24 protein-coding genes and 1 pseudogene are annotated in these 26,073 nt (G+C 72.5%); 12 read left to right on the forward strand and 13 right to left on the reverse strand.

Annotated features, from left to right (window positions below; translation table 11 throughout):
* Positions 1-3 precede the first annotated feature (3 nt).
* Entirely contained in the window at positions 4-2,565 is a 2,562-nt protein-coding gene (locus ACGFZN_RS05655; RefSeq protein WP_393857208.1) for an FHA domain-containing protein, read from the reverse strand.
* 283 nt (positions 2,566-2,848) lie between these two features.
* Here ACGFZN_RS05655 and ACGFZN_RS05660 point away from each other — a divergent pair, with 283 nt between their 5' ends.
* Positions 2,849-4,723 carry a streptophobe family protein gene (locus ACGFZN_RS05660; RefSeq protein ID WP_393857209.1) on the forward strand — a complete coding sequence of 625 codons (1,875 nt, stop codon included), beginning with the start codon at positions 2,849-2,851 and terminating at the stop codon, positions 4,721-4,723.
* A gap of 373 nt (positions 4,724-5,096) precedes the next feature.
* Positions 5,097-6,320, forward strand: coding sequence for a phosphoserine phosphatase SerB (serB, locus tag ACGFZN_RS05665; RefSeq protein WP_393857210.1), 1,224 nt, complete (start codon positions 5,097-5,099; stop codon positions 6,318-6,320).
* 66 nt (positions 6,321-6,386) lie between these two features.
* Here the strand turns inward: serB and ACGFZN_RS05670 are convergent, their stop codons facing one another.
* The 4 genes from ACGFZN_RS05670 to ACGFZN_RS05685 form a co-directional block, all read right to left on the reverse strand.
* Complete coding sequence (locus tag ACGFZN_RS05670; RefSeq protein ID WP_393857211.1) at positions 6,387-6,902, reverse strand: SixA phosphatase family protein; 516 nt, start codon at positions 6,900-6,902, stop codon at positions 6,387-6,389.
* A gap of 102 nt (positions 6,903-7,004) precedes the next feature.
* Positions 7,005-7,211: a hypothetical protein gene (locus tag ACGFZN_RS05675; RefSeq protein ID WP_393857212.1), complete on the reverse strand. Its 207-nt coding sequence runs from the start codon at positions 7,209-7,211 to the stop codon at positions 7,005-7,007.
* A 199-nt stretch (positions 7,212-7,410) separates the two neighbouring features.
* A complete protein-coding gene (locus ACGFZN_RS05680) occupies positions 7,411-7,530 on the reverse strand; it encodes an SGM_5486 family transporter-associated protein (RefSeq protein ID WP_330340862.1) in 120 nt (39 codons plus the stop codon).
* Between the two features lie 137 nt (positions 7,531-7,667).
* Positions 7,668-9,101, reverse strand: coding sequence for a CynX/NimT family MFS transporter (locus tag ACGFZN_RS05685; protein WP_393857213.1), 1,434 nt, complete (start codon positions 9,099-9,101; stop codon positions 7,668-7,670).
* A gap of 73 nt (positions 9,102-9,174) precedes the next feature.
* Between ACGFZN_RS05685 and ACGFZN_RS05690 the strand changes: the two genes are divergently transcribed.
* On the forward strand, positions 9,175-9,867 hold the full coding sequence (locus tag ACGFZN_RS05690; RefSeq protein ID WP_393857214.1) for a FadR/GntR family transcriptional regulator: 693 nt from the start codon (positions 9,175-9,177) through the stop codon (positions 9,865-9,867).
* Here ACGFZN_RS05690 and ACGFZN_RS05695 read toward each other — a convergent pair.
* The 3 genes from ACGFZN_RS05695 to fabG all read right to left on the reverse strand — a co-directional run bounded on the left by ACGFZN_RS05695 (position 9,845) and on the right by fabG (position 11,871).
* Positions 9,845-10,195 (reverse strand): hypothetical protein, encoded by a 351-nt coding sequence (locus ACGFZN_RS05695; RefSeq protein WP_393857215.1) that lies wholly within the window; start codon positions 10,193-10,195, stop codon positions 9,845-9,847. The genes ACGFZN_RS05690 and ACGFZN_RS05695 overlap by 23 nt on opposite strands.
* A 198-nt stretch (positions 10,196-10,393) precedes the next feature.
* The gene (gene fabI, locus ACGFZN_RS05700; protein WP_393857216.1) at positions 10,394-11,161 is read right to left on the reverse strand and encodes an enoyl-ACP reductase FabI; all 768 of its coding nucleotides are present in this window, start codon (positions 11,159-11,161) and stop codon (positions 10,394-10,396) included.
* A gap of 5 nt (positions 11,162-11,166) precedes the next feature.
* On the reverse strand, positions 11,167-11,871 hold the full coding sequence (fabG, locus tag ACGFZN_RS05705) for a 3-oxoacyl-[acyl-carrier-protein] reductase (RefSeq protein WP_393857217.1): 705 nt from the start codon (positions 11,869-11,871) through the stop codon (positions 11,167-11,169).
* 248 nt (positions 11,872-12,119) lie between these two features.
* Between fabG and ACGFZN_RS05710 the strand changes: the two genes are divergently transcribed.
* The 3 genes from ACGFZN_RS05710 (at position 12,120) to tyrS (ending at position 16,369) form a co-directional block, all read left to right on the forward strand.
* Positions 12,120-13,643 carry a TldD/PmbA family protein gene (locus ACGFZN_RS05710; protein ID WP_393857218.1) on the forward strand — a complete coding sequence of 508 codons (1,524 nt, stop codon included), beginning with the start codon at positions 12,120-12,122 and terminating at the stop codon, positions 13,641-13,643.
* Positions 13,640-15,034, forward strand: coding sequence for a metallopeptidase TldD-related protein (locus tag ACGFZN_RS05715; protein WP_393857219.1), 1,395 nt, complete (start codon positions 13,640-13,642; stop codon positions 15,032-15,034). The genes ACGFZN_RS05710 and ACGFZN_RS05715 overlap by 4 nt, the downstream gene beginning before the upstream one ends.
* 66 nt (positions 15,035-15,100) lie before the next feature.
* Positions 15,101-16,369, forward strand: coding sequence for a tyrosine--tRNA ligase (gene tyrS, locus ACGFZN_RS05720; RefSeq protein WP_393857220.1), 1,269 nt, complete (start codon positions 15,101-15,103; stop codon positions 16,367-16,369).
* A 71-nt stretch (positions 16,370-16,440) separates the two neighbouring features.
* On the opposite strand, the gene ACGFZN_RS05725 is transcribed toward tyrS, so the two are convergent.
* Positions 16,441-16,728: a GlsB/YeaQ/YmgE family stress response membrane protein gene (locus tag ACGFZN_RS05725; RefSeq protein ID WP_393857221.1), complete on the reverse strand. Its 288-nt coding sequence runs from the start codon at positions 16,726-16,728 to the stop codon at positions 16,441-16,443.
* Between the two features lie 202 nt (positions 16,729-16,930).
* Between ACGFZN_RS05725 and ACGFZN_RS05730 the strand changes: the two genes are divergently transcribed.
* Together ACGFZN_RS05730 and ACGFZN_RS05735 are read left to right on the forward strand one after the other, a co-directional pair.
* The gene (locus ACGFZN_RS05730) at positions 16,931-17,332 is read left to right on the forward strand and encodes a DUF3099 domain-containing protein (protein WP_393857222.1); all 402 of its coding nucleotides are present in this window, start codon (positions 16,931-16,933) and stop codon (positions 17,330-17,332) included.
* A 249-nt stretch (positions 17,333-17,581) separates the two neighbouring features.
* The gene (locus ACGFZN_RS05735; RefSeq protein WP_360150868.1) at positions 17,582-17,800 is read left to right on the forward strand and encodes a hypothetical protein; all 219 of its coding nucleotides are present in this window, start codon (positions 17,582-17,584) and stop codon (positions 17,798-17,800) included.
* Positions 17,801-17,810: 10 nt separating this feature from the next.
* Here ACGFZN_RS05735 and moaA read toward each other — a convergent pair whose 3' ends face one another.
* From moaA to ACGFZN_RS05750, 3 genes are all read right to left on the reverse strand, one after another.
* On the reverse strand, positions 17,811-18,800 hold the full coding sequence (gene moaA, locus ACGFZN_RS05740) for a GTP 3',8-cyclase MoaA (protein ID WP_393857223.1): 990 nt from the start codon (positions 18,798-18,800) through the stop codon (positions 17,811-17,813).
* A 155-nt stretch (positions 18,801-18,955) separates the two neighbouring features.
* Complete coding sequence (locus tag ACGFZN_RS05745; RefSeq protein WP_393857224.1) at positions 18,956-20,575, reverse strand: cation acetate symporter; 1,620 nt, start codon at positions 20,573-20,575, stop codon at positions 18,956-18,958.
* Positions 20,572-20,928, reverse strand: a complete 357-nt coding sequence (locus ACGFZN_RS05750) for a DUF485 domain-containing protein (RefSeq protein WP_393857225.1) — start codon at positions 20,926-20,928, stop codon at positions 20,572-20,574. Before ACGFZN_RS05750 ends, ACGFZN_RS05745 begins: the two co-directional genes overlap by 4 nt.
* Positions 20,929-21,185: 257 nt before the next feature.
* Between ACGFZN_RS05750 and ACGFZN_RS05755 the strand changes: the two genes are divergently transcribed.
* The 4 genes and pseudogenes from ACGFZN_RS05755 to ACGFZN_RS05770 all read left to right on the forward strand — a co-directional run.
* Positions 21,186-22,715 (forward strand): S8 family serine peptidase, encoded by a 1,530-nt coding sequence (locus ACGFZN_RS05755; protein WP_393857226.1) that lies wholly within the window; start codon positions 21,186-21,188, stop codon positions 22,713-22,715.
* A 63-nt stretch (positions 22,716-22,778) separates the two neighbouring features.
* The gene (locus ACGFZN_RS05760; RefSeq protein ID WP_393857227.1) at positions 22,779-23,309 is read left to right on the forward strand and encodes a hypothetical protein; all 531 of its coding nucleotides are present in this window, start codon (positions 22,779-22,781) and stop codon (positions 23,307-23,309) included.
* Positions 23,310-23,349: 40 nt separating this feature from the next.
* Positions 23,350-24,729: a CoA transferase gene (locus ACGFZN_RS05765; protein WP_393857228.1), complete on the forward strand. Its 1,380-nt coding sequence runs from the start codon at positions 23,350-23,352 to the stop codon at positions 24,727-24,729.
* Positions 24,671-25,070, forward strand: a pseudogene (locus tag ACGFZN_RS05770) (hypothetical protein); the annotation flags it as partial. The gene ACGFZN_RS05765 and the pseudogene ACGFZN_RS05770, both read left to right, overlap by 59 nt.
* A gap of 81 nt (positions 25,071-25,151) precedes the next feature.
* Here ACGFZN_RS05770 and ACGFZN_RS05775 read toward each other — a convergent pair.
* Entirely contained in the window at positions 25,152-25,862 is a 711-nt protein-coding gene (locus ACGFZN_RS05775; protein WP_393857229.1) for a VIT family protein, read from the reverse strand.
* Between the last annotated feature and the right edge of the window lie 211 nt (positions 25,863-26,073).

Below are 26,073 nucleotides of genomic sequence, written 5' to 3' on the forward strand. Positions count from 1 at the left end.
CGGCTACTTGCGCATGACCTCCGGCTCGTGACGCCGCAGGAAGCGGGCCACGAGGAAGCCGCAGACCACGCCGAGCGCGATCAGCGCGACCATGTCCAGGCCCCAGGCCCCGGCCGTGTGGTTCCACAGCGGATCGGTGTTGCCCGGGTCGTCGGTGTTCGGGGCGATGTCGTTGAAGTCCAGCGTGGCGCCGGCGGCGGCCACCGCCCAGCGCGACGGCATCAGGTACGAGAACTCGTTGACCCCGAGCGTGCCGTGCAGGGTGAACAGGCAGCCGGTGAAGACCACCTGGATGATCGCGAACATCACCAGCAGCGGCATGGTCTTCTCGGCGGTCTTCACCAGCGAGGAGATCACCAGGCCGACCATCATCGAGGTGAAGCCGAGCGCCATGATCGGCAGGCACAGCTCGAGGAGGGTGTTGCCGCCGAGGACGAGCCCCTGGTCCGGGATCTCGCGGGACGAGAAGCCGATCACGCCGACCATCAGGCCCTGCAGCACCGTGACGGCGCCGAGCACGACCACCTTGGACATCAGGTACGCCGACCGGGACAGGCCGGTCGCCCGCTCCCGCTCGTAGATCACCCGTTCCTTGATCAGCTCGCGGACCGAGTTCGCGGCGCCCGCGAAGCACGCGCCGACGGCGAGGATCAGCAGCACGGTGGTGGCCGTGCCGTTGGGGATGTGCTGGCCGGTCCTGGGATTGATCGCCTCGTTGACCAGCAGGCCGCGGTTGTGGTCGATCAGCAGGCTGACCGCGCCGAGCACCGCCGGAAGGATCACGGTCAGCGCCAGGAAGCCCTTGTCGGAGACGATGACCGACACGTAGCGCCGGATCAGGGTCATCAGCTGCGAACCCCAGCCCTGCGGCTTGGGCGGCTTCATGGCCTGCGGCGGAGGCATGGGTACGGACTGCGGCGCCACCGAGTCCACGTCCGCGGCGTACATCTGGTAGTGCTGCGAGCCCTTCCAGCGGCCCGCCCAGTCGTAGTCGCGGTAGTTCTCGAAGGCGGAGAAGACGTCGGCCCAGCTGTCGTAGCCGAAGAAGTTCAGCGCCTCCTCCGGCGGGCCGAAGTAGGCGACGGCCCCGCCCGGCGCCATCACCAGCAGCTTGTCGCACAGCGCCAGCTCGGCCACCGAGTGGGTGACCACGAGCACCGTACGGCCGTCGTCGGCGAGGCCGCGCAGCAGCTGCATGACATCGCGGTCCATGCCCGGGTCGAGACCCGAGGTCGGCTCGTCCAGGAAGATCAGCGACGGCTTGGTGAGCAGCTCCAGGGCCACCGAGACGCGCTTGCGCTGGCCGCCGGACAGGGAGGTGACCTTCTTGTCCTTGTGGATGTCCAGCTTGAGCTCGCGCAGCACCTCGTCGATGCGGGCGTCGCGCTCGGCGGCGGTGGTGTCGGCCGGGAAGCGCAGCTTGGCCGCGTACTTCAGGGCCTTCTTGACCGTCAGCTCCTTGTGCAGGATGTCGTCCTGCGGGACCAGTCCGATGCGCTGGCGCAGCTCGGCGAACTGCTTGTACAGGTTGCGGTTGTCGTACAGCACCTCGCCCTGGTTGGCGGGCCGGTAGCCGGTGAGCGCCTTCAGCAGGGTGGACTTGCCGGAGCCGGACGGGCCGATGACCGCGATCAGGGACTTCTCCGGGACGCCGAAGGAGACGTCCTTCAGGATCTGCTTGCCGCCGTCGACCGTGACGGTCAGATGGCGCGCGGAGAAGGAGACCTCACCGGTGTCGACGAACTCCTCGAGCCGGTCGCCGACGATCCGGAAGGCGGAGTGGCCGACGCCGACGATGTCGGCCGGGCCCAGCTGCACCGAGCCGCCCTTGGGGATCGGCTGGCCGTTGACGTAGGTGCCGTTGTGCGAGCCGAGGTCGCGGATCTCCAGCCGGCCGTCTGGCGTGGCGTGGAACTCGGCGTGGTGCCGCGAGACCTGCAGGTCGGAGACGACCAGGTCGTTCTCCAGGGCGCGGCCGATGCGCATCACGCGGCCGATGGAGAACTGGTGGAAGGTGGTCGGGCTGCGGTCGCCGTAGACCGGCGGCGCCCCCGCGCCACCACCGGCCGCCTTCTGCGCGTACTGGTCGCCGGGGCCCGCCTGCTGCGGGAACGCGGGCGCCTGCGGCTGCGCGGGCGCCTGGTGCGGTACGGCCTGCTGGGGCGCCGGCGCATGCTGCGGTGCGGCGGCCTGCTGGGCCCAGCCCGGTGCGCCGGCCACCTGGCCCGCGGCCCCCTGCGCGGCGTACGGCGCCGGCTGCGGGTGGCCGGCCGCGGCCCCGGTCAGATCCAGCCGCGGTCCGTCGGTCGCGTTGCCGAGGTGCAGCGAGGCGCCCGGCCCGATCTCCATCTGCTGGATCCGCCGGCCCTGCACGAACGTGCCGTTGGTGCTGCCATGGTCCTCGATGACCCAACTGCGGCCGTTGAAGCTGACCGTGGCGTGCCGCCAGGAAACCCTGGCGTCCTCGAAGACGATGTCACCCTGCGGATCGCGTCCGAGGGTGTAGGGCCTGGACGGGTCCAGCGTCCAGGTCCGTCCGTTTGATTCCAGTACGAGTTCCGGCACTCCATGCCCCACTGAGTTGTCCCCCGAGTTACCCCCGTCACAGGGAGTCTAGGGATGTCGAACATCGGGGGGAACTATTTCAGGCTCGGTCCTCTGACCGAAACCCGGGCCTTGTCACGGGCGCCCGCGCGCGCTTCAACTCGCCCCCGTTGACGGGGTTGAAACCGGGCCGGAGAGTGGTAATCCCGACGAGGGGGGACAGAGGCGGCCTCGTGCCGCACCGCGGGTCGGGGGCCGCCCTGCCGCGGGTCTGCCACGGCGGGGTCTGATCGGGGGGTCTGCCATGAGGTCAGCCACGAACACCGGGACCGCCGCCGGGACCGGGCGACGCCCCGCGGCGGTGCCCTGGAAGGACGTCCTGCTGTCCGCGATCGCCGCGGTGAGCTGGGCGTTGGCCGGAATGGCGGGCACGGCCGCGCTCGGCCTGCACCTGCTCCAGGCGGACTCCACCGCGTCACTGGGCCCCATGACGGCGGCAGTTGTGGCACTCGCAGCGGGTGGTTCGGTGTCGCCGTCGGGCAACGTCTCCGCCTTCGGCCTGAAGGGTGCCGAGGCCCACAGCGCCGTCGAGATCACGCCACTCGGGGTCAGCCTTGCCGGCGCCCTGCTGCTGTCCTGGTTCTTCCTGCGGTCCCTGCGCAGGGCGGGAGTTGTCGTCGCGCCCGCCGAACTCCTCGCCCGCGCGGGCTCGGTGGTCGTCCTCTTCGTGGCGGTGCTGGGCGGTCTGGCCTGGGCCGGTCATGACGTCGTCACCCTCGACGGCGGCTCGCTCGGCCTTGACCGGCTGCCGGGCACGGGCGGCGAGGGCGGCGGGCCGAGCATCCCCGGCATCGGCGACGTCGGCGGACTGCTGCCGGACCGGCTCGGCGACCTCGTCCACGCCAAGGCGGCGGTCGGCTTCACCGTGGACACGGCGGCCACGCTGCTCGGCGGCGCGCTGTGGTGCGCCGGTGTCCTGCTGATCGCGCTGCTCGCCTCCCGGCGTGCTCCCCTGCCGCCGGGCTGGTCCGCCGTGCACCGGGCGGTGCGGCCGGCGGTGTCGGCGCTCGCCACCGTGCTGCTGGTGGCCGTCGCGGCGGGGCTCGCGGCGGCGGCGTACGCGGCCGCCGGCGACGACCACCCGGCGCGGATCGCCGGAGCGGCCCTGCTCGGCGCCCCGAACGGGGTCTGGCTCGGCCTCCCCCTCGGTCTCCTCGTCCCCTGGGACGGCCACGCCACCGGCGCCCTCGCCACGTTCCTCCCGCACCCGCTGGACCGGCTCCTCACCGCGCACGCCGACCGGCCCGTGACACTCGGCCGGCTGGCCGACCTGGACGGCCGGGTACGGCTGCTGGCCGTCGCCGCGGCCCTGGCCATGCTGCTGGCGGGCATCCTGACGGCGGTGCGGACACCGGTGGGGCGGCCGGTGGCGGGGCGGCGGGCTCGCGGTGCCCTCGGCTTCGCCGCCCGCTGCGGCCTGCGGCTCGGTCTCAGCACCGCGCTCGCCCTGCCCCTGCTCGTCCGGCTGACGGGCGTGTCCGTGTCCTCCTCCCTGTCCGTCCTCGGCTTCGACGCCTTCGACGCGGGCGTCGACCTGCACGGCCGCCTCGGCCCGGCCCTCCTTCTGGGCGCGGCCTGGGGCGCGGCCGCCGGGGCCCTCGGCGCCCTCGCGGCCTGGGCGACGGGCGCGGCGGGGACACGAGCGGCGCCGGCGGCACGGCTCGCGGCGGGCACCGGCCGGGTGGAGCGAGGCGCGGCGGCGGAGCCGGCGGGTGCCGGGGCGGGCGGCGATCGAGGCGTGGCGGACGAGGCCGCCGTGGGCGGGGACCGCGGGGACTCGGCGTACGGGGACGGCGGCGGTGCCGGGCCGTACACGCCGGGGACGCCGTACCGGCCGCCAAACCCGGACACGAACCCCTATCTCCGGGTGCCCGAGGCCTCCCGGGCACCGGAGTACGCGCGCGGGGAGCCCCCGGAACCCGGGCCCGCGGGCGTCCCGGACGACGTCTACGGCGCCCCGACCATCGCGGGACCCCTCGACGGCGCTCCCCCTCCGCGGCGCCACGGCACGGCACGGCGCGGTGACCGCTCCCGGGGCAGGGACGGCACCGAATGGCCACCTCCGCCCCCGCCTCCGCCGCCCCCGGCGCCACCGGGGAAGCGGAAGCCCCGCGGCTGAGACCGGGGCGTTCGCGCCATCGCGCGCCCTCACGGAGAGCCGGCGGCCTCACCGAGCCGTGCGCGCCCCGAACAGCGCACCACCAGCGCGTACGGCTGCCCGACGCAGGTCACGAGCACATACCCCGCCCGCCCTGCGCCCGCCGTACCGGTGCCGGAAGCACCGTCCGTCCCAGGACCGCTCCTTGCCCCGGCCCTGCCCGTCGGGGCATCCCGTGGGACAGTCGAGAAGGGGCCGCGGGCCGCCGTGCGCCGGCGGGTCGGCGTCTCCCGGTGGCAAGATCCCTGACACCGACGCGCCATCCATTGTTCGGTGTCCGTCAGTCGGACCTCGGCGGCGGACGGCACTGGGTGCCGGATACGGTGGTGACACCATGAGCGCTTCGCAGACCTCCGCCGCACAGAACCCCGAGGCTCCCACTCTCCTCGTCAAGATCTTCGGCAAGGACAGGCCGGGCATCACGGCGGGCCTCTTCGACACCCTCGCCGCCTACTGCGTCGACGTGGTCGACATCGAGCAGGTCGTCACCCGGGGGCGCCTGGTGCTGTGCGCCCTGGTGACGCAGCCGCCGGCCGGCCTGGAGGGCGACCTGAGGGCCACCGTGCACAGCTGGGCCGAGTCGATGAAGATGCAGGCGGAGATCATCTCCGGGCACGGCGACAACCGCCCGCGCGGTCTCGGGCGCTCGCTGGTGACCGTCCTCGGTCATCCGCTGACCGCCGAGTCGACGGCCGCCATCGCCGACCGGATCGCGAAGGCCGGCGGCAACATCGACCGTATCTTCCGGCTCGCGAAGTACCCGGTGACGGCGGTGGAGTTCGCGGTCTCCGGTGTCGAGACCGAGCCGCTGCGCACGGCCCTGGTCACGGACGCGGCGGCACTCGGTGTCGATGTCGCGGTCGTCGCGGCGGGCCTGCACCGGCGGGCTCAGCGCCTGGTGGTCATGGACGTGGACTCCACGCTGATCCAGGACGAGGTCATCGAGCTGTTCGCGGCGCACGCGGGCTGCGAGGACAAGGTCGCCGAGGTGACGGCGGCGGCGATGCGCGGGGAGCTGGACTTCGAGCAGTCGCTGCACGCGCGCGTGGCGCTGCTGAAGGGGCTGGACGCCTCCGTCGTGGAGAAGGTCCGCAACGAGGTCCGGCTGACGCCGGGCGCCCGCACCCTGATCCGCACGCTGAAGCGGCTCGGCTATCAGGTCGGCGTCGTCTCCGGTGGCTTCACCCAGGTCACCGACGACCTGAAGGAACGGTTGGGCCTGGACTTCGCGCAGGCCAACACGCTGGAGATCGTCGACGGCAAGCTCACCGGCCGGGTCACCGGCGAGATCGTGGACCGCGCGGGCAAGGCGCGGCTGCTGCGCCGGTTCGCCGCGGAGGCCGGGGTGCCGCTGTCGCAGACGGTGGCGATCGGCGACGGCGCCAACGACCTCGACATGCTGAACGCGGCCGGTCTGGGCGTCGCCTTCAACGCCAAGCCGGTGGTCCGCGAGGCCGCGCACACGGCGGTGAACTTCCCCTTCCTCGACACGGTCCTGTATCTGCTGGGCGTCACCCGCGAAGAGGTCGAGGCGGCCGACACGCACGACGAGGGCTGAGCGGGCCCGGACACGCGAGGGGCCCGGCGCCGAGCGGCGCCGGGCCCCTCGGCCGGGGTCGGGTCACTAGGCGGGGGCCCAGTAGTCCGTGAGCGTGGCCGCGGCCGGCTCCAGGCTCTTCCAGGGGCCTTCGAAGGACAGCAGCGCGAAGGCGGCGGCAGGGAAGCCGCGGCGGTTCATCCGCGCGCGGGCGTCCCCCTCGGCACTGCCCGACAGGATGTCGGCGAGACCGTGGACCCCGGGGTTGTGGCCGATCAGGATCACGTTCCGCACGTCGTCCGGAATCTCGTTCAGCACGGCGATCAGCTCACCGGGCGAGGCCTCGTAGACCCGCTCCTCGTAGACGGTCTTCGGCCGGTGCGTCAGTTCGTGGACGGCGAGCTTCCAGGTCTCGCGGGTCCGGACGGCGGTGGAGCACAGGGCCAGGTCGAAGGTGATGCCGGTGTCGGCCAGCTTGCGTCCGGCGACCGCGGCGTCCATACGGCCCCGCTCGGCGAGCGGGCGCTCATGGTCGGACACCTGGGGCCAGTCGGCTTTCGCATGCCGGAGGAGGACGATGCTGCGAAGGTCTGCGGCGCTCATGCGTTCCAGCTTCGCATGAAACAGGCCAAGCGGGCGCGGGGAGTTGACATGCGGATTCGCCCCTGCGCGGGCTCCGGATCCACCCTCGCCGCGGGCTCCGGATCAGCGTATGAGGAGCTGCTGGGCGCGGGTGAGGAGGTGGGTGATCGCCGGGTCGCCGCTCGCCGCGTGGGCGTCCGACGGATTGAGTATCAGCGTCAGCAGGGCGACGAAGGCGAGCGCGGGCAGGGCGAGGGCCCACCAGGGCAGCCGGATGTCCACGCCGCCCGTGGTCGCCGGGTGGGGCCGGGAGTGGGTGCGGGCCGACATGATCTCCTCCGTGGGTCTTCGAGCGGGTCCGTGACCGTGTGCCGCGGTCACATCTCGAAGCTACGGAATCCGGGGCCGCCAACCCATCCGGTGTTCCACCCAGTTGACCCTGACCCTTACCCCCTAGGGGATGGTGGGGCCAGCCCCACCATCGCCGGGAGCCGGCGCCCGGAGGGCGCCCGTCACCGAGAGGGCGCCGTCAGGGGGAGGCGAGGGTCGCGATGACGGCGATGACGGCGAAGATGGCGAAGAACGCGCCGAAGACGAGCAGCATCTTCTTCTGGCCGTTCTGCGGATTCGGGTCGAGCACAGGCTGCATGCGCCCAGTCTCGCACCCTCCGCTTCGCGGGGTTCGGCCGGGGCGCGGTTCCGCCTGGGCGCGTGTCCCGGAGGGCGGACCGGGAACCGCAGGCCTGTCGGGGCCGTGGTCCACCGGCCCGCCGCCCGCCGCCCCCGTCACCGGTTCGCTTCGTCCTCCACCGTGCGGTCGCGGCCCGCCAGGAAGCCGACCGCCATCTGGGGCAGCATCAGGCCCGTCATCAGGGCGATCGGCAGGCCCCAGCCGCCGCTGTGCTGGTAGAGGACGCCGACCAGCAGCGGGCCGGGGATGGAGATCAGGTACCCGGTGCTCTGCGCGAACGCGGACAGCTGGGCCACGCCCGGGCCGCTGCGGGCCCGCATGCCGACCATCGTCAGGGCCAGCGGGAAGGCGCAGTTGGAGACGCCGAGCAGCAGCGCCCAGGCCCAGGCGCCGGCGGCCGGGGCGAGGTACAGGCCGGCGTACCCGGCGAGGCCGCACGCGCCCAGGACCAGCACGATCGGGCCCTGGTGGGGCAGCCGGGCGGCGACCCTGGGGATGACGAAGGCCAGCGGCACGCCCATCACCATGGTGACGGCGAGCAGCACGCCCGCGGTGCCGGCCGGGACGCCGGCGTCCCGGAAGATCTGCGGCATCCAGCCCATGGTGATGTAGGCGGCGGTGGCCTGCAGGCCGAAGAAGACGGCGAGTGCCCAGGCGGTGCGGCTGCGGGCGATACGCAGGGACGCAGGCCGCTCGGCCCCCGCTTCTCGCTGCGCCACGGCTTCTCGCTGCGCCACGGCGTCTCCCTGCGCCCCCGCTTCTCGCTGCGCCCCGGCGGCTCGCTCCGTGCCGCGCGTCGGGTCCGCCGTACGGTCCCCCTCCCCCGGCCGCGCGGGCGCCGTACCGCGGTCGCGGTCGCGGACGAGCGGCAGCCAGGGCAGGACGGCGGCGCCCGCGAGGGCGGCCCACACGGTCAGACCGGGCTGCCAGCCGCCCAGGGCGTGCGCGACGGGCACGGTCACCGCGGCGGCCGCGGAGGTGCCGAGGGCGAGGGCCATGGAGTACAGGCCGGTCATGGAGCCGACCCGGTCGGGGAACCAGCGCTTGACGATGACCGGCATGAGCACATTGCTGACGGCGATGCCCATCAGGGCGAGCGCGCTGGCGGCCAGGAAGCCGGCCGTGCTGCCGACGTACGGGCGTATCAGCAGGCCCGCGGTGATGGCGGCCATGCCGGCGCACACCACGGCGGCCGGGCCGAAGCGGCGGGCCAGCCGGGGCGCGGTGACGCCGAAGACCGCGAAGCACAGCGGCGGCACGGACGTGAGCAGGCCGGCCACGCTGCCGCTCATGCCGAGGCCGTCGCGCACCTCCTCCAGGAGTGCGCCGAGGCTTGTGATGGCCGGGCGGAGGTTCAGCGCGGACAGCACGATGCCGGCGACGACCAGCCGCGTCGCCCACGCGCGCGTGCGCCCGGCTCCGGCGGTCGTCTCGGGGGGGCTCGTCGCGGTGGCCGTACCGCGTTCGGTCGGTGTCATCGCCGTACGGGTCTCCGCTGTCCGGGTTTCCTCACGTGCCATGCGAGCCATCATAGAATCATGGGATGATTGGTTGTCCATCCCCGTGGCGTCCTCGCCCGGGCCTCGCGTGCGAAGGTGTGCCATGCCCCTGAGCCACCCGCGCCGTTCGGCGTTGTCCGAGCAGGTCATCGCCGAGCTGCGCAACCAGATCACGTCCGGCGAGTGGCCGGTCGGCTCGCGCATTCCGACGGAGCCGGAACTGGTCGAGCAGCTCGGCGTCGCCCGCAACACCGTCCGTGAGGCCGTCCGCGCGCTGGCCCACAACGGCCTGCTGGACATCCGGCAGGGGTCCGGCACCTATGTGGTGGCCACGAGCGAGCTGGCCGGTGTGATGCACCGCAGGTTCGCCGGTGCCGATCCCCGGCACATCGCGGAGCTGCGGGCCGCGCTGGAGTCGGCCGCGGCGAAGCTGGCCGCCGAGCGGCGCACCGAGAAGGACCTCAAACAGCTGGACGCGCTGCTGGAGCGGCGGGAGACAGCCTGGGAGGCCGGCGAGACGGAGGCCTTCGTGACCGCCGACGCCACCTTCCACCTGGCCGTCGTGGCCGCCTCGCACAACGACGTGATGACGGCGATGTACGCCGATCTGGGCGAGGTGCTGCGGGACTGGCTGCGTGCGGACGTGGGCGCGGAGCTGACGCCGGAGACCCACATGGACCACGCGCGTCTGCTGGACGCCATCCGCGCCCAGGACGGCGAGGTGGCGGCGGCCGAGGCCGCGAGCTATCCGTTCCTGTGCCGCCCGGGCCGGTTCAGCGCACCTTCTGGTGACTGATCCACACCGAGCGGACCTCCTTCCAGCACCGGCCGGTGAGCCGTACGGTCACGGCCGGCGCGGCGTCCACGGGTGCGCTGTCCGTGTCGATGTCCCACCAGCGGGCGCACTCGATGTGCAGACGCACGCGATCGGTGTCCACATAGGGGTTGTGGCAGTAGACCACCACATGGGAGCCCTGGACGGTCGTACGGCAGGCGGCTCCGAAGAGGTCCGGCGCGGAGTGCTTCGCGTCCCCCACGCGCGCGTGGGGCATCGCGTCGTACGGCAGCGACAGCGCGAGGGCGAGGGCCACGGTCACCGGGGCGAGGCTGCGGGACAGGCGCACAAGGGGGACCTCCTCGGCCGGGCTGGGGAGGGACGCGCGGATGGACGCGCAGCTCCAGGGTGTGCCGCGCGGGGCGGTGGGCGCCCGGCGGGTGGGCCGAACGGGTGACGCGGCCCGTCCAGCCGTCCTCGTGCACGGCGAAGGCCCGCACCCCCGAAGGAGTGCGAGCCCCGGCTGCCGGTCCGGTCCCGGCGGCGGTCAGGCGCCGATGGCGTGCAGACCGCCGTCGACGTGGATGATCTCGCCGGTGGTCTTCGGGAACCAGTCGCTGAGCAGGGCGACGATGCCGCGGCCGGCCGGCTCCGGGTCCTTCAGGTCCCACTCGAGCGGGGAACGGGTGTCCCAGACGGAGGCCAGCTCGCCGAAGCCCGGGATGGACTTGGCGGCCATGGAGCCGATCGGGCCCGCGGAGATGAGGTTGCAGCGGATGTTCTGCTTGCCCAGGTCGCGCGCCATGTAGCGGTTGGTGGCCTCGAGAGCGGCCTTGGCCGGGCCCATCCAGTCGTACTGCGGCCAGGCGTACTGGGCGTCGAAGGTGAGGCCGACGACCGAGCCGCCGTTCTGCATCAGCGGCAGGCAGGCCATGGTCAGCGACTTCAGGGAGAACGCCGAGACGTGCATGGCGGTGGCCACGGACTCGAACGGCGTGTTGAGGAAGTTGCCGCCGAGCGCGTCCTGCGGCGCGAAGCCGATGGAGTGCACGACGCCGTCGAGGCCGCCCAGCTCCTCGCCGACGAGGTCGGCCAGCCGGCCGAGGTGCTCGTCGTTGGTGACGTCCAGCTCGATGACCTTGGTGGGCTTGGGCAGCTTCTTGGCGATGCGCTCGGTCAGCGTGGGCCGCGGGAACGCGGTCAGGATGATCTCCGCGCCCTGCTCCTGCGCCAGCTTGGCCGCGTGGAAGGCGATGGAGGACTCCATCAGCACGCCGGTGATCAGGACGCGCTTGCCCTCGAGGATTCCGCTCATGGTGATCAGTGACCCATTCCCAGTCCGCCGTCAACGGGGATGACGGCTCCAGTGATGTACGAGGCGTCGTCCGAGGCGAGGAACCGCACCGTCGCGGCGATCTCCTCCGGCTGCGCGTAACGGCCGAGCGGCACCTGCGAGACGATGTTCTGGCGCTGCTCGTCGCTGAGCACCTTGGTCATGTCGGTGTCGACGAAACCGGGCGCGACGACGTTGAAGGTGATGTTGCGCGAGCCCAGTTCACGGGCGAGGGAGCGCGCGAAGCCGACGAGGGCGGCCTTGGAGGCGGCGTAGTTCGCCTGGCCGGCGGAGCCGAGCAGGCCCACCACGGAGGAGATCAGGACGACGCGGCCCTTCTTGGCGCGCAGCATGCCGCGGTTGGCGCGCTTGACGACGCGGAAGGTGCCGGTGAGGTTGGTGTCGATGACCGAGGTGAAGTCCTCCTCGGACATGCGCATCAGGAGCTGGTCCTTGGTCACGCCGGCGTTGGCGATCAGGACCTCGACCGGGCCGTGCTGGTCCTCGATCTCCTTGTAGGCCTGCTCCACCTGCTCCGGGTCGGTGATGTCGCACCTGACCGCCAGGAAGCCGGCCGGCGGCTCACCCGAGCGGTATGTGATCGCGACCTTGTCGCCAGCGTCGGCGAACGCGCGGGCGATGGCGAGGCCGATGCCCCGGTTTCCTCCGGTGACGAGAACCGAGCGGCTCAACGGATCACCCTTTCGATAGCGGTCTGCAGATACCGGACAACCCGCCCGGACACCTGGATGACAGGCGGCTTCATCGAAAACCTATCGGTCCGGCCGGGCCCGTGGGCAATCGGGCACCGACAGTGGCGGAGGACAGTCCCTGTCGGATCCCTACAGAACGTTCCCGGTCAGGGCGTGAAACGTGTGGTCCGCCGGCGCCTGCCACGACATGATCGGAGCCGACAGGCCACGACAGCAGGGAGACCTCCGTGCCTCATTCCATCGACGAAGCCTTCACGGCGCTTCCGCTCAGGTCCCTGGCCGACGCGGCACTCGCGCGCGCGCGTGCGCTCGGGGCCGAGCACGCGGACTTCCGTTTCGAGCGGGTGCGCAGCGCGGACTGGCGGCTGCGGGACGCGAGGCCGTCCGGGTCGTCGGACACCACCGACCTCGGGTACGCGGTGCGGGTCGTGCACGGCGGTACGTGGGGTTTCGCCTCCGGTGTGGACCTGACCATGGACGCGGCCGCCCGGGTGGCCGCGCAGGCGGTGGCCATGGCCAAGCTGTCCGCGCAGGTCATCAGGGCCGCGGGGGCGGACGAGAGGGTGGAGCTGGCCGACGAGCCGGTGCATGCCGACAAGACGTGGGTGTCCTCGTACGAGATCGATCCGTTCTCCGTGCCCGACGAGGAGAAGGTCGCGCTGCTCACGGAGTGGAGCGCGCGGCTGCTGGCCGCGAAGGGCGTCGACCATGTGGACGCCTCGCTGCTCACCGTGCACGAGAACAAGTTCTACGCCGACACCGCCGGGACCGCGACGACCCAGCAGCGGGTGCGGCTGCATCCGCAGCTGACGGCGGTGTCGGTGGACGAGTCCAGCGGAGAGTTCGACTCCATGCGGACCCTCGCGCCGCCCGTGGGGCGCGGGTGGGAGTACCTGACCGGTACCGGCTGGGACTGGGACGGCGAGCTGGAGCGGATCCCGGAGCTGCTGGCCGAGAAGATGCGCGCGCCGAGCGTGGAGCCGGGCCTGTACGACCTGGTCGTCGACCCGTCCAACCTGTGGCTGACCATCCACGAGTCGATCGGCCACGCCACCGAGCTGGACCGCGCCCTCGGCTACGAGGCCGCCTACGCCGGCACCTCCTTCGCCACCTTCGACCAGCTGGGCAAGCTGAAGTACGGCTCCGAGCTGATGAACGTCACCGGTGACCGCACCGCCGAGCACGGCCTGGCGACCATCGGGTACGACGACGAGGGCGTCGAGGCGCAGTCCTGGGACCTGGTGAAGGACGGCACGCTGGTCGGCTACCAGCTGGACCGCAGGATCGCCCGGCTGACCGGGTTCGAGCGGTCCAACGGGTGCGCGTACGCCGACTCCCCCGCGCACGTGCCGGTGCAGCGCATGGCCAACGTCTCGCTGCGGCCCGATCCGGCCGGGATGTCCACCGAGGACCTGATCGGGGGCGTCGAGCGGGGCATCTACGTGGTCGGCGACCGGTCCTGGTCGATCGACATGCAGCGGTACAACTTCCAGTTCACCGGGCAGCGGTTCTTCAAGATCGAGAACGGGCGGATCACCGGGCAGCTGAAGGACGTGGCCTACCAGGCGACCACGACGGACTTCTGGGGCTCGATGACCGCGGTGGGCGGCCCGCAGACCTACGTCCTCGGCGGCGCCTTCAACTGCGGCAAGGCCCAGCCGGGGCAGGTGGCCGCCGTGTCGCACGGCTGCCCGTCCGCCCTCTTCCGGGGCGTCACCATTCTGAACACCACGCAGGAGGCCGGCCGATGAGCGCCCGTACGAACAAGCCGCACGAGACCGTCGAGCAGGCGCTGGCGCTGTCCCGGGCCGACGGCTGCGTCGTCATCGCCGACGAGCACTCCACCGCCAACCTGCGCTGGGCGGGCAACGCGCTGACCACGAACGGCGTGACCCGCGGCCGTACGCTCACCGTGATCGCGACCGTGGACGGCGCGCAGGGCACCGCCTCCGGCGTGGTGTCCCGGTCCGCGGTCACCGCCGAGGAGCTGGAGCCGCTGGTGCGGGCCGCGGAGGCCGCCGCGCGCGGCGCCGGGCCGGCCGAGGACGCGCAGCCGCTGGTCGCCGGCGTGCCCGCGTCGCCGGACTTCACGGACGCTCCGGCCGAGACCTCCTCCGCCGTCTTCGCCGACTTCGCGCCGGCGCTGGGCGAGGCGTTCGCACGCGCGCGTGCCGGCGGCCGGGAGCTGTACGGCTTCGCCAACCACGAGCTGGTGTCGACGTACCTGGGCACGTCCACCGGGCTGCGGCTGCGCCACGACCAGCCCACCGGCACGCTCGAGCTGAACGCCAAGTCGCCCGACCGCACGCGCTCGGCCTGGGCGGGCCGCTCCACCCGGGACTTCAAGGACATCGACCCGGGCGCGCTCGACGCCGAGCTGGCGGTGCGGCTCGGCTGGGCGGAGCGGCGCGTGGAGCTGCCCGCCGGCCGCTACGAGACCCTGCTGCCGCCCACGGCCGTCGCCGACCTGCTGATCTACCAGCTGTGGTCGGCGTCGGGCCGGGACGCGGCCGAGGGCCGGACGGTGTTCTCCAAGCCGGGCGGCGGCACTCGCGTGGGCGAGAAGCTGTGCGAGCTGCCGCTGACCCTGCGCAGCGACCCGAACGAGCCGGGCCTGGAATGCCCGCCCTTCGTGGTCGCCCACTCCTCCGGCGGCGACCAGTCCGTGTTCGACAACGGGCTGCCGGCCCGTGCCACGGAGTGGATCTCCGAGGGGGTCCTCACGCATCTGACGACCACCCGGCACAGCGCGGCCCTGACCGGGCTGCCGGTGGCTCCGGCCCTCGGGAACCTCGTCCTGGACGGCGGGGAGGACCGCTCGCTTCAGGAGATGGTCGCGGCCACCGAGCGGGGGCTGCTGCTGACCTGCCTGTGGTACATCCGCGAGGTCGACCCGGCGACGCTGCTGCTCACCGGCCTGACCCGGGACGGCGTGTACCTCGTGGAGAACGGCGAGGTGACCGGGCAGGTGAACAACTTCCGGTTCAACGAGTCGCCGGTGGACCTGCTGCGGCGGGCCACCGAGGCGGGCCGCACCGAGCGGACCCTGCCGCGCGAGTGGAGCGACTGGTTCACCCGGGCCGCGATGCCGCCGCTGCGCATCCCCGATTTCAACATGAGCTCTGTCAGTCAGGGCGTATAACCTCGTAGGCGTTCGTGGTCGGGTGTCACCCGGCTGCCCGAAGATCATCGAGGAGACACGAGAACCGTGACGGACATCGTCGACGAGCTGAAGTGGCGGGGGCTGTTCGCCCTGTCCACTGACGAGGACGCTTTGCGCAAGGCGCTCGCGGACGGTCCCGTCACGTTCTATTGCGGCTTCGACCCCACGGCGCCGTCGCTCCATGTGGGACATCTGGTGCAGGTGCTCACCGTGCGCCGGCTCCAGCAGGCCGGTCACCGGCCGCTGGCGCTGGTCGGCGGCGCCACCGGGCTGATCGGCGACCCGCGCCCGACCGCGGAGCGCACGCTGAACGACCCGGAGACGGTGGCCGGCTGGGTGGAGAAGCTGCGCCGCCAGATCGAGCCGTTCCTGTCCTTCGAGGGTGAGAACGCGGCCGTGATGGTCAACAACCTCGACTGGACGGCGAACCTGTCGGCGATCGAGTTCCTGCGGGACATCGGCAAGCACTTCCGTGTCAACAAGATGCTGACGAAGGACTCGGTGGCCCGGCGGCTGGAGTCCGACCAGGGCATCAGCTACACGGAGTTCAGCTACCAGATCCTGCAGGGCATGGACTTCCTGCAGCTCTACCGGCGCTACGGCTGCACCCTCCAGCAGGGCGGCAGCGACCAGTGGGGCAACCTCACGGCCGGCCTGGACCTGATCCACCGCCTGGAGCCCGACGCGAACGTGCACGCCCTGGCGACGCCGCTGATGACGAAGGCGGACGGCACCAAGTTCGGCAAGACCGAGGGCGGCGCGGTCTGGCTCGACCCGGAGATGACGACGCCGTACGCGTTCTACCAGTTCTGGCTGAACGTGGACGACCGGGACATCTCCCGCTACCTGCGCATCCTGTCCTTCCGCTCCCGTGAGGAGCTCGAGGAGCTGGAGCGGCAGACCGAGGAGCGGCCGCAGGCGCGGGCCGCGCAGCGGGCGCTGGCGGAGGAGCTGACGACGCTGGTGCACGGCGCCGACCAGACGGCCAAGGTGATCGCCGCCTCGCGCGCCCTGTTCGGGCAGGGCGAGCTGGCGGAGCTGGACGGGCGGACGCTGGCGGCGGCGCTGTCCGAGGTGCCGCACATCCGGGTTCCCGAGCTGGGTGCGGTCGTGGACCTGTTCGCCGAGGTCGGGCTCGTCGCCAGCAAGTCGGCCGCGCGGCGGACCGTCAAGGAGGGCGGGGCCTACGTGAACAACGTGAAGGTCGCCTCCGAGGACGCGGTGCCCTCGTCCGAGGACCTGCTGGACGGGCGGTGGCTGGTGCTGCGCCGCGGGAAGAAGAACCTCGCCGCGGTGGAGGTCGTGGGCGCCTGAGTCGTGGGTGCCTGAGCGTCGGGCGCCCCCGGTCACGGGGGCGCCTGAGCGCCGTAGGGGGCACGGCGTCCTCAGGCTCGGACGCGCTCCTGCTTCCGCCTGCCGAGCGTGGCCATGTAGAGCGCGTCCACGGCCGCGACGATGATGATGGCGGCCACCAGCTGGAAGATGTGCCGGCTCCAGTCGATGCCGCGGGTGGAGGCGACGCCGACGGCGCGGGCCACCGCGTTGCCCACGATGGCGCCGAGCATGCCGCAGATGGTGGTCAGCCACAGGGGACTGTGCTGCTTGCCCGGGATGACGGCCTTGGCTATGACGCCCAGCACGAATCCCACGATGATCGCCCACAACCAGCCCATGGCTGCCTCCTTGTACGGCTCGACGTGAGCATTACGGCCAGTGTGGGTCGGCCGCCCGTACGGCGCATGTCGTGGTCCCCCGTGCGGGCGTCGGCCGACGCATCACCGCAGGCAGCGGGTGACCCGGTCTCGTGAGCGGGGCGGGCGCGGCGTAACGTTGGAGGGTCGGGGAGATTCCGATGCGGGCGGATGGTGGACTGTGATGCGGAAACAGCACGGCGGCGTCCAGGTGTTCCGGATCACCGGAGCCCGGACGGGTCTCGCCGAGGACGTGCGGGGCCGGCAGCGGCGGTACGTCATCTCGATGACGATCCGTACGGTGTCGGTGATCCTCGCGGTCTCCTTGTGGAATGTCGAGCGGTACGTCGCCATCGTGGCGCTCGTCGCCGGGGCGCTGCTGCCCTATGTCGCCGTGGTGATCGCGAACGCCGGCCGGGAGCGGCCGCCGTCCCTTCCCTCGACGTTCATCGCCACGCCGATGCGGCCGATGATCACGCCGCCGCGGGCGGAGGAGGCGCGGGCGGAGGAGGCGCGGGCGGAGTCCGTCCACGGTGACACGGCAGCCCACCCCACGGGGGCGGGTGAGCGGAGCGACCCCGCGTGAGCACGGCGGATGCGGCGGAAGCGGAACGTCATCGCCCGGCAAGCTCAAGAAATGCTCAGATCGATGTGCCGTTCCAGTGCCGGGCGACGGGGTTGCCGTGACATACTGCATACGCGCTCCGCATCCCCCGTCGGAGCGACGGACCGACGCCGGGCAGCTCCCCCCGTGGCTGCTCGGCGTCGCCTTGTTTGAGCCCTGTTCCGTACACAGAGCACGCCAACAGACCGAGACGACAGACCGAGACGAACCGTGAGTGACGAGACCCCGATCTGCTCCGCCAAGGGCTGCCGTGCCGACGCCGTGTGGGTGCTGGCGTGGAACAACCCGAAGATCCACACTCCGGAGCGGCGCAAGACATGGCTCGCGTGCGAGGAACACCGCGAGCATCTCTCGCAGTTCCTCGGGGTCAGGGGCTTCCTGAAGGACGTGGTGAAGTTCGCGGACTGGCAGGAACCCGAAGGGGCCTGAGCCCCAGGGGCTAGCCGCCGATCGCGGACATCGGCCGGTCCGGCTGCACGAACGACGGGTCGTCCAGGCCCGCCCCCGCCTTCTTCCCCCACATGGCCAGCTTCCAGATGCGGGCGATCTCCTCGTCCGGGGCGCCGGAGCGCAGGGCCGCGCGCAGATCTGTCTCCTCGGTGGCGAACAGGCACGTGCGTATCTGGCCGTCGGCCGTGAGCCGGGTGCGGTCGCAGGCCGCGCAGAAGGGGCGGGTGACCGAGGCGATGACGCCGACCCGGTGCGGGCCGCCGTTCACCAGCCAGCGCTCCGCCGGGGCCGAGCCGCGTGCCTCGGCGCCCTCGGGGGTGAGGTCGAAGCGGGTGCGCAGGGAGGCGAGGATGTCCCCGGCGGTGACCATGCCCTCGCGTTTCCAGCCGTGCTGGGCGTCGAGCGGCATCTGCTCGATGAACCGCAGTTCGTAGTCGTGCTCCACGGCCCAGGCGAGCAGGTCGGGCGCCTCGTCGTCGTTCAGGCCCGGCATCAGGACCGAGTTGACCTTGACGGGGGTCAGACCGGCGTCGCGGGCGGCCTCGAGTCCTTCCAGGACGTCCTTGTGGCGGTCGCGGCGGGTCAGGGTCTTGAAGACGTCCGTGCGCAGGGTGTCCAGGGAGACGTTGACCCGGTCCAGGCCGGCGGCCTTCAGCGCGGACGCGGTGCGCCTGAGGCCGATGCCGTTGGTGGTGAGGGACATCTGGGGGCGCGGGGCCAGCGCCGCCACGCGCTCGACGATCCCGACCAGACCCGGCCGCAGCAGGGGCTCGCCGCCGGTGAAGCGGACCTCCTCGATGCCGAGCGTGCGCACCGCGATGTCGACGAGGCGGACGATCTCGTCGTCGGTGAGCAGGTCGGGCTTGGCGAGCCACTGCAGGCCCTCCTCGGGCATGCAGTACGTGCACCGCAGGTTGCACCGGTCGGTCAGCGAGACCCTCAGGTCGGTGGCCACCCGGCCGTAGGTGTCGATGAGCACGCAGGCCCCCTCCCTGAAGTCCCTGCCATCGTCTTCCGTCACCTGTGAGCCTACGTGACGCCACCGACAACCACAGCGGCCCGATCCGACGAGGTGCGGCGCGGCCGCGTCGTAGGACCGTACAGTCCCGTGCCGACGCGGCCGCCGTGGGAACGTCAGTGTGCCCCGGTGCCGGTCAGGGACCGCACCTCCAGCTCGGCGTACTTGCCGGTGTCCGGGACCTCCTTGGAGAGGAGGGTGCCCAGGACGCCGAGCAGGAAGCCGACCGGGATGGAGATGATGCCGGGGTTCTCCAGCGGGAACCAGTGGAAGTCGACGTCGGGGAACATCGAGGCCGGGCTGCCGGAGACCACCGGGGAGAACAGCACCAGGCCGACCGCGGTGACCAGGCCGCCGTAGATCGACCACAGGGCACCCGCGGTGGTGAACCGCTTCCAGAACAGGCTGTAGAGGATGGTCGGCAGGTTGGCGGAGGCGGCGACGGCGAAGGCGAGGGCGACCAGGCCGGCCACGTTCAGGTCGCGGGCCAGGGCGCCGAGGAGGATCGAGACGGCGCCGATGCCGACGGTCGCCCAGCGGGCGGCGCCGATCTCCTGTTTCTCGGTGGCCTGCCCCTTCTTGATGACGTTCGCGTAGATGTCGTGCGCGAAGGACGAGGAGGAGGCCAGGGTGAGACCGGCGACGACGGCGAGGATGGTGGCGAAGGCGACGGCCGAGATGGTGGCGAGCAGGATCGCGCCCCAGTTGGAGTCCACCCCGCCGAGGTGGAGGGCGAGCAGGGGCGCGGCGGTGTTGCCGGCCTTGTTGGAGGTGATGATCTCGTCCGGTTTGATCAGCGCGGCGGCGCCGAAGCCGAGGGCCAGGGTCATCAGGTAGAAGACGCCGATCAGGCCGATCGCCCAGATCACGGACTTACGGGCGGCCTTGGCCGAGGGCACCGTGTAGAAGCGGATCAGGATGTGCGGCAGGCCCGCGGTGCCGAGGACCAGGGCGATGCCGAGCGAGATGAAGTCCAGCTTGGTCGTGCCGGTGGCGCCGTACTTCAGGCCGGGCTCCAGGAACGCCCCGCCCTTGCCGCTGTTGTCGGCGGCCTTGCCGAGCAGGTCGGAGACGTTGAAGTGGAACTTCAGCAGGACCAGGAAGGTCAGCAGCACGGCGCCCGCGATTAGCAGCACCGCCTTGACCATCTGGACCCAGGTGGTGCCCTTCATGCCGCCGATGGTGACGTACACGATCATCAGGACGCCGACCAGGGCGACGATGCCGATCTTGCCGGCGTCGCTGGTGATGCCGAGCAGCAGCGAGACGAGGACGCCGGCGCCGGCCATCTGGGCGAGCAGGTAGAAGATCGAGACCACGATCGTGGAGACGCCGGCGGCGGTGCGGACCGGGCGCTGGCGCATCCGGTAGGCCAGCACGTCGCCCATGGTGTAGCGGCCGGAGTTGCGCAGCGGCTCGGCGACCAGGAGCAGGGCGACGAGCCAGGCGACGAGGAAGCCGATGGAGTACAGGAAGCCGTCGTAGCCGAACAGCGCGATGGCGCCCGCGATGCCGAGGAAGGACGCGGCGGACATGTAGTCGCCGGAGACGGCGAGGCCGTTCTGGAAGCCGGTGAACTGCCGTCCGCCGGCGTAGAAGTCGGCGGCGTCCTTGGTCTGGCGGCCCGCCCAGACGGTGATGACGAGGGTCGCGGCGACGAACACCGCGAACAGGGTGATGATCAGCGGCCGGTGCTGGCTCGCCTCACCGGCGGCCAGGGTGATCGCGGGGCTCATGCGCCGCCCTCCATCCGGGACTTGATGGCCTGCGCCTTGGGGTCGAGCTTGGCGGCGGCGTGCCGGGCGTACCACCAGGCGATGAGGAAGGTGGTGAGGAACTGGGCGAGGCCCAGCACGAGGGCCACGTTGACGTTGCCGGCCACCTTGGTACCCATGAAGCCGCCCGCGTAGTTGGAGAGCAGCACGTACAGCAGGTACCAGGCGGTGAAGGCGAGGGTGAGCGGGAAGGCGAACGAGCGGTGGGCGCGGCGCAGTTCACCGAACTCCGCGCTCTGCTGCACCTCGGTGAACTCCTCGGTGGAGGGAAGTGGGGCCCCCGGCGTGGCGGGGGGCGGTGTCTCGGTGGCCACGGAGTCTCCTCGCGTTGCGGAAGCGATCTCGGACGGGGGCTCGATGGTGCTGGCGGTCCCCGTCCAAGGTCCACGGCGCCACGCGAGGAGCGGTTCAAGTCCTATGAGTTGTTTCCGCAAGCGGACTTGTCGAGCCATTGCCAAGTCATTGCCGCCCGGTGGGCCGTGGGATAGCTTCTGCCTGCACCACCGTCATGTACCTGCCCGAGCGCCATCGTGTCTCGGGCTGTTCTGTACCCGGATGATGTGGAGATCCCATGGCTCATCTGCGCTCCAGACGCCGGCTCGCGCTCGCCGTGCCCGTCGTGCTGTCCCTGACCGCCTCGCTCGGCTTCCTGCCGGCGGCGGCCTCGGCGGCGCCCGCCACGGCCGGCGCGGTGCGGGCGGCGGACGCCGGCCCGAACCTCTCGTACGTGGTCAACACGCGTACGGACCGCCGCACGATCGAGTCCGTGCGGCGGGAGATCTCCCGTAACGGCGGCTCGGTGGTGACCAGTTACGACACGATCGGCGTGATCGTCGCCCACTCCGCCGCCCCGGACTTCGCCGCGCGGATGCGCGCGGTGCGCGGGGTGGACTCGGCCGGTGCCACGCGCAACGCGCCGCTGCCCGCCCAGTCCACCACCGACGTGGGTACGCCGAAGGTGCTCGGCGCCCAGGAGGCCGCCGAGGCCGGCGCGCGGGCGTCGGCGGGGCAGGACCCGCTGGAGCCGCTGCAGTGGGACCTGCCGGCCATCAAGGCGGACAAGGCGCACGAGAAGACGCTGGGCAGCCCGGACGTCACGGTCGCGGTCATCGACACCGGCGTGGACGACACCCACCCGGACATCGCGCCCAACTTCGACCGCGCGGCCTCCGCCAACTGCGTCTCGGGCAAGGCCGACACGACGGACGGCGCCTGGCGGCCGAGCGCGTCGGAGAGCCCGCACGGCACGCACGTGGCCGGTGAGATAGCGGGCGCGAAGAACGGCGTCGGCATCACGGGTGTGGCGCCGGGCGTGAAGGTGGCCGGCATCAAGGTCGCCAACCCGGACGGGTACTTCTACACCGAGGCCGTGGTCTGCGGCTTCATGTGGGCGGCCGAGCACCACGTGGACGTGACCAACAACAGCTATTACACCGACCCGTGGTACTTCAACTGCACCACCGACCCGGACCAGAGGGCCCTGGTCGACGCCATCACCCGGGCCTCGCGGTACGCGGAGCGGAAGGGCACGGTCAACGTCGCCGCGGCCGGCAACGAGAACTACGACCTCGCGTCCGACTCGATCACCGACCCGGTCTCCCCCAACGACGGCACCCCGTCGGACCGTGTGATCGACCCGCACACCTGCTACGACATACCGACCCAGCTGCCGGGTGTGGTGACGGTGAGCGCGACCGGCGCGAAGGGCCTGAAGTCGTCCTTCTCCAACTACGGCCTCGGTGTGATCGACATCGCCGCGCCCGGCGGCGACTCGACCGCCTACCAGAAGCCGGAGCCCCCGGCGACGAGCGGTCTCATCCTGGGCCCGCTGCCGGGCGGCAAGTGGGGCTACATGGCGGGTACGTCGATGGCGACGCCGCACGTCGTGGGTGTGGCCGCATTGATCAAGTCAACCCATCCGCACGCCCCGGCCGCTGCCGTCAAGGCGCTGCTGTACGCGGAGGCCGATGCCACGCCGTGCACGGACCCGTACGACATCAATGGTGACGGCAAGGTCGACGCCGTGTGCGAGGGGCCGAGGAACCACAACGGCTTCTACGGGTTCGGGACCGCGGACGCGCTGGCCGCGGTGACCAGGTAGGGCCCGGCCGCGGGCGGGTGGCGGGGCGTCCCCGGCCGCCCGCCCGTACGGCATGATCCGGTCATGCCGTACCATGAAGATCCCGGGGCCTGGGAGCCGCTGCCGGCCCGGCCGCGCGCACGGCTCGTACGCCGCTTCGCGGCAAGCGTCGCCTACCGTCCGGTGCACTGGCTGCTGGCCCTGCTCATCTGGGTTTTCGCCCTGGGTTTCGCGTCGCTCGCGGAAATCGTCACGACGTTCAGCAGCCGGGCCGAGGAGGGTGCCGGCAGGTTCCTCGACCGGGTGACGGCCCGGGCGGCGCTGCCCGGCTGGTGCGTCGGTCTGCGGGAGCTGAAGCACGAAGGGGACGCCGGCTACTACCGGACGCTGGTCGACACGGCGGTCGGCCGCCGCACCGCGCAGGTCTCCGGGCCGCGGCCGACGGTGCCCCGCGAGTGGCGGATACCCCTGCGCGACTACCGGAGCGCCGGGGCCCGGTACGTCGCCGACCGGGCGCTGGCACAGGGCTGGCAGCTCCGGCCGTCCGACGTCCGCAGGGAAGTCAACCTGTACTGGCCCCATCCCGCTCCTGATCGCACTCCCTCCGGAGATTGATTCAATCAATATTGATCAGTCAATAATGCATAGTGAATCCATGACTGCTGACATCGAGGTGGCATGGGCTTCACTGGGCGGCGACCCCGCCCTCGTCTCCCGGGTGACCACGGTCGCTCGACCGGCTGCTCTTCCCGCGCGGCTGCCGGTGCGCGAGCTGGCACGCGCGTGTGTCGGCGCCTGCGCGCTGGCCGCCGCCGAACTGGCGGCGCGGCGCGCGGGGCTCGGCGAGGTGCCCGAGGTGCGGGTGGACGACGGGGCCGTGGCCGCCGCCTTCCACAGCGAGCGGCTGCTGCGCGTCGACGGGCGCGTCCCGGCCGTCTTCGCACCGCTGTCACGGTTCTGGCGGACGGCCGACGGCTGGGTGCGCACCCACGCCAACTACCCGCACCACCGCGCCCGGTTGCTCACCGGTCTGGGGCTGCCGGCGGACGCCTCCGTGGAGTCGGTGGCCGCCCGCCTCGCCGAACGGCCGGCCCTGGGCGTCGAGGAGGCGGTCCTCGACGCCGGCGGCCTCGCCGTGGCCCTGCGCACGTCCGGGGAGTGGGCGGCCGCCGGGCAGGCCGCCGAACTGGCCGCACGGCCGCTCGTCGAGCGCGAGCGCCTGGGCTCCGCGCCGCCGCGCGCGCTCACCCCCCTCGATCCGGCCACCTCCCCCCTGCTGCCCGCCGCCGGGCTGCGTGTGCTGGACCTGACCCGGGTCCTCGCCGGCCCCGTCGCCACCCGCACCCTCGCCCTGCTCGGCGCGGAGGTGCTGCGCGTGGACGCGCCGTGGCTGCCCGAACTCCCCGACCTGCACGCCGACACGGGGTTCGGGAAGCGCTCGGCGGCCGTCGGCCTCGCCGCCGACCGCGACGCCTTCGAGGCGCTGCTGGCCTCGGCCGACGTCGTCGTCACCGGCTACCGCCCGGGCGCCCTTGACCGGTTCGGGCTCTCGCCGCGGGCGCTGGCCGCGCGCCGCCCCGGCCTGGTGGTGGCGCAGATCTCGGCGTGGGGCGCGTACGGCCCGTGGGGCGGCCGGCGCGGCTTCGACAGCCTGGTGCAGGCCGCGACCGGCATCGCCGTCACCGAGGGCTCGGCTGCGGAGCCCGGCGCGCTGCCCGCGCAGGCGCTGGACCACGGCACCGGCTATCTGCTGGCGGCGGCCGTCCTGCGGGCGCTGACCGAGCAGTCGTACGACGGAGGCGGCCGGTTCGTGCGGCTGGCGCTGGCCCGGACCGCGCACTGGCTGACGGACGGGATCCGGCCGGACACGGCCACGGGCGTGCCGTACGACGGGCCGGACCCCTGGCTGACCGAGACGGACGGCCCGCTGGGCCGGCTGCGGCACGCCCTGCCACCGGTGTCCTTCGCCGGCGGCCCCGCGAACTGGGCCCGGCCCCCGGTGCCGTGGGGCTCGGACGGCGCCCGCTGGTGGTGAGCGGGCAGCCGGCCGGAAACTCGCCGCCCTGAGGCTGCCTCTCGGCGAGCTGTTCGTGCACCTGCTCGCCCGGCGGCTGCCCGGCGCCCCGCCCGAACGGCCGCGCAGCTGGGCGCCGTTGGCCGCTTCCTGCGGTTTCGTCGCCGCGCTGCGACATCGGCATCGCGGCCTGTACGGCTCACGGGACGGCAGGCCGGCTCTGCTGGAGTGGCGCGGGAGTCCGGCAGGCGCGGTGCTGCTCGGCCGCTACGCGCGCGGCGGCCGTCCTGCTGATGGCCATCACCGCGACGGGCGTGTGCAGTTCGCTGCGCCGTATGCCGCCGGGCACGGTCCTGGACCAGTGCTGCCGCTGCCGATCCGCTGGACCTGGACCGGCCGCCGGTGACCGGTGCCCTCAGGGCGGCGACACCGGGAGCGGCGGGTCAGACGCCGGCCGCGCCCAGCAGGCGGCCCGCCGCGTAGGTGACCCCCATCGCCAGGGCGCCGCCGACGACGTTGCGCAGCACCGCCCGTCTCGGGTGCGCCGCGCCGAGCCGGGCGCTGGCCCAGCCGGTGAGGACGAGCGCGGCCAGCACGGAGCCGACCGTGACGCCCAGCCGCCAGCCGGCCGGGGGCAGGACGATGGCCAGCAGCGGCAGCAGCGCGCCCACCGTGAAGGCGAGGAAGCTCGCCCAGGCCGCGTGCCAGGGGTTGGTCAGCTCCTCCGGGTCGATGCCCAGCTCCACGCGCGCGTGCGCCCGCAGCGGGTCCCGCTCGGTGAGCTGTACGGCGGCCTCCCGGGCCACCTCGTGGGACAGTCCCCGCTGTTCCAGCAGCGTCGTCAGCTCCCGCAGCTCGGCCTCCGGCTGCTCGCGCAGCTCACGTCTCTCCACGGCCAGCGCGGCCATCTCGGAGTCGCGCTGGGTGGAGACGGAGACGTACTCGCCGGCCGCCATGGACATCGAGCCGGCGAGCAGGCCGGCCAGTCCGGCGGTGAGCAGCGCGGACCGGCTCTGCGTGGCGCCGGCCACGCCGACGACGATGCCCGCGGTGGAGACGATGCCGTCGTTCGCGCCCAGGACGGCGGCCCGCAGCCAGTTCAGCCGCGAGCCGAGCGCGCCGCCGTGGGCTTCTTCGTGGGTGGGTTCGGTCACACCGGCGAGGATCCCACGTCGGGGCCGCCCGCACCGCACCGACGCCCTTCGCCGGGGTCCGCCGCGGGGCTCCGCCGGAGCGGGCGGTCGTATCCGCGGGCGCCGGAGCGGCGGTGAAGCTGCGTCACTGTTCCGGCGCGCGAACGCGCGTGCGGTGCCGGCGGCCCCATCGGCACCTCAGGGACCGCGCTGTCAGTCGTGGCCCGTATCC

Source organism: Streptomyces sp. NPDC048192 (genome assembly GCF_043202415.1).
In the GTDB taxonomy this organism is placed as follows: Bacteria; Actinomycetota; Actinomycetes; order Streptomycetales; family Streptomycetaceae; genus Streptomyces.

Bases quoted from the DNA above. Each gene is read 5' to 3' on its own strand.
- fabI (WP_393857216.1), bottom strand. From the start codon at position 11,161: ATGAGCGGAATCCTCGAGGGCAAGCGCGTCCTGATCACCGGCGTGCTG.
- ACGFZN_RS05690 (WP_393857214.1), top strand. From the start codon at position 9,175: ATGCCCCTGAGCCACCCGCGCCGTTCGGCGTTGTCCGAGCAGGTCATC.
- ACGFZN_RS05685 (WP_393857213.1), bottom strand. From the start codon at position 9,101: ATGGCTCGCATGGCACGTGAGGAAACCCGGACAGCGGAGACCCGTACG.
- ACGFZN_RS05725 (WP_393857221.1), bottom strand. From the start codon at position 16,728: ATGGGCTGGTTGTGGGCGATCATCGTGGGATTCGTGCTGGGCGTCATA.
- ACGFZN_RS05675 (WP_393857212.1), bottom strand. From the start codon at position 7,211: ATGTCGGCCCGCACCCACTCCCGGCCCCACCCGGCGACCACGGGCGGC.
- serB (WP_393857210.1), top strand. From the start codon at position 5,097: ATGAGCGCTTCGCAGACCTCCGCCGCACAGAACCCCGAGGCTCCCACT.
- ACGFZN_RS05745 (WP_393857224.1), bottom strand. From the start codon at position 20,575: ATGAGCCCCGCGATCACCCTGGCCGCCGGTGAGGCGAGCCAGCACCGG.
- ACGFZN_RS05730 (WP_393857222.1), top strand. From the start codon at position 16,931: ATGCGGAAACAGCACGGCGGCGTCCAGGTGTTCCGGATCACCGGAGCC.
- ACGFZN_RS05680 (WP_330340862.1), bottom strand. From the start codon at position 7,530: ATGCAGCCTGTGCTCGACCCGAATCCGCAGAACGGCCAGAAGAAGATG.
- ACGFZN_RS05670 (WP_393857211.1), bottom strand. From the start codon at position 6,902: ATGAGCGCCGCAGACCTTCGCAGCATCGTCCTCCTCCGGCATGCGAAA.
- ACGFZN_RS05755 (WP_393857226.1), top strand. From the start codon at position 21,186: ATGGCTCATCTGCGCTCCAGACGCCGGCTCGCGCTCGCCGTGCCCGTC.
- ACGFZN_RS05760 (WP_393857227.1), top strand. From the start codon at position 22,779: ATGCCGTACCATGAAGATCCCGGGGCCTGGGAGCCGCTGCCGGCCCGG.
- ACGFZN_RS05660 (WP_393857209.1), top strand. From the start codon at position 2,849: ATGAGGTCAGCCACGAACACCGGGACCGCCGCCGGGACCGGGCGACGC.
- ACGFZN_RS05715 (WP_393857219.1), top strand. From the start codon at position 13,640: ATGAGCGCCCGTACGAACAAGCCGCACGAGACCGTCGAGCAGGCGCTG.
- ACGFZN_RS05765 (WP_393857228.1), top strand. From the start codon at position 23,350: ATGACTGCTGACATCGAGGTGGCATGGGCTTCACTGGGCGGCGACCCC.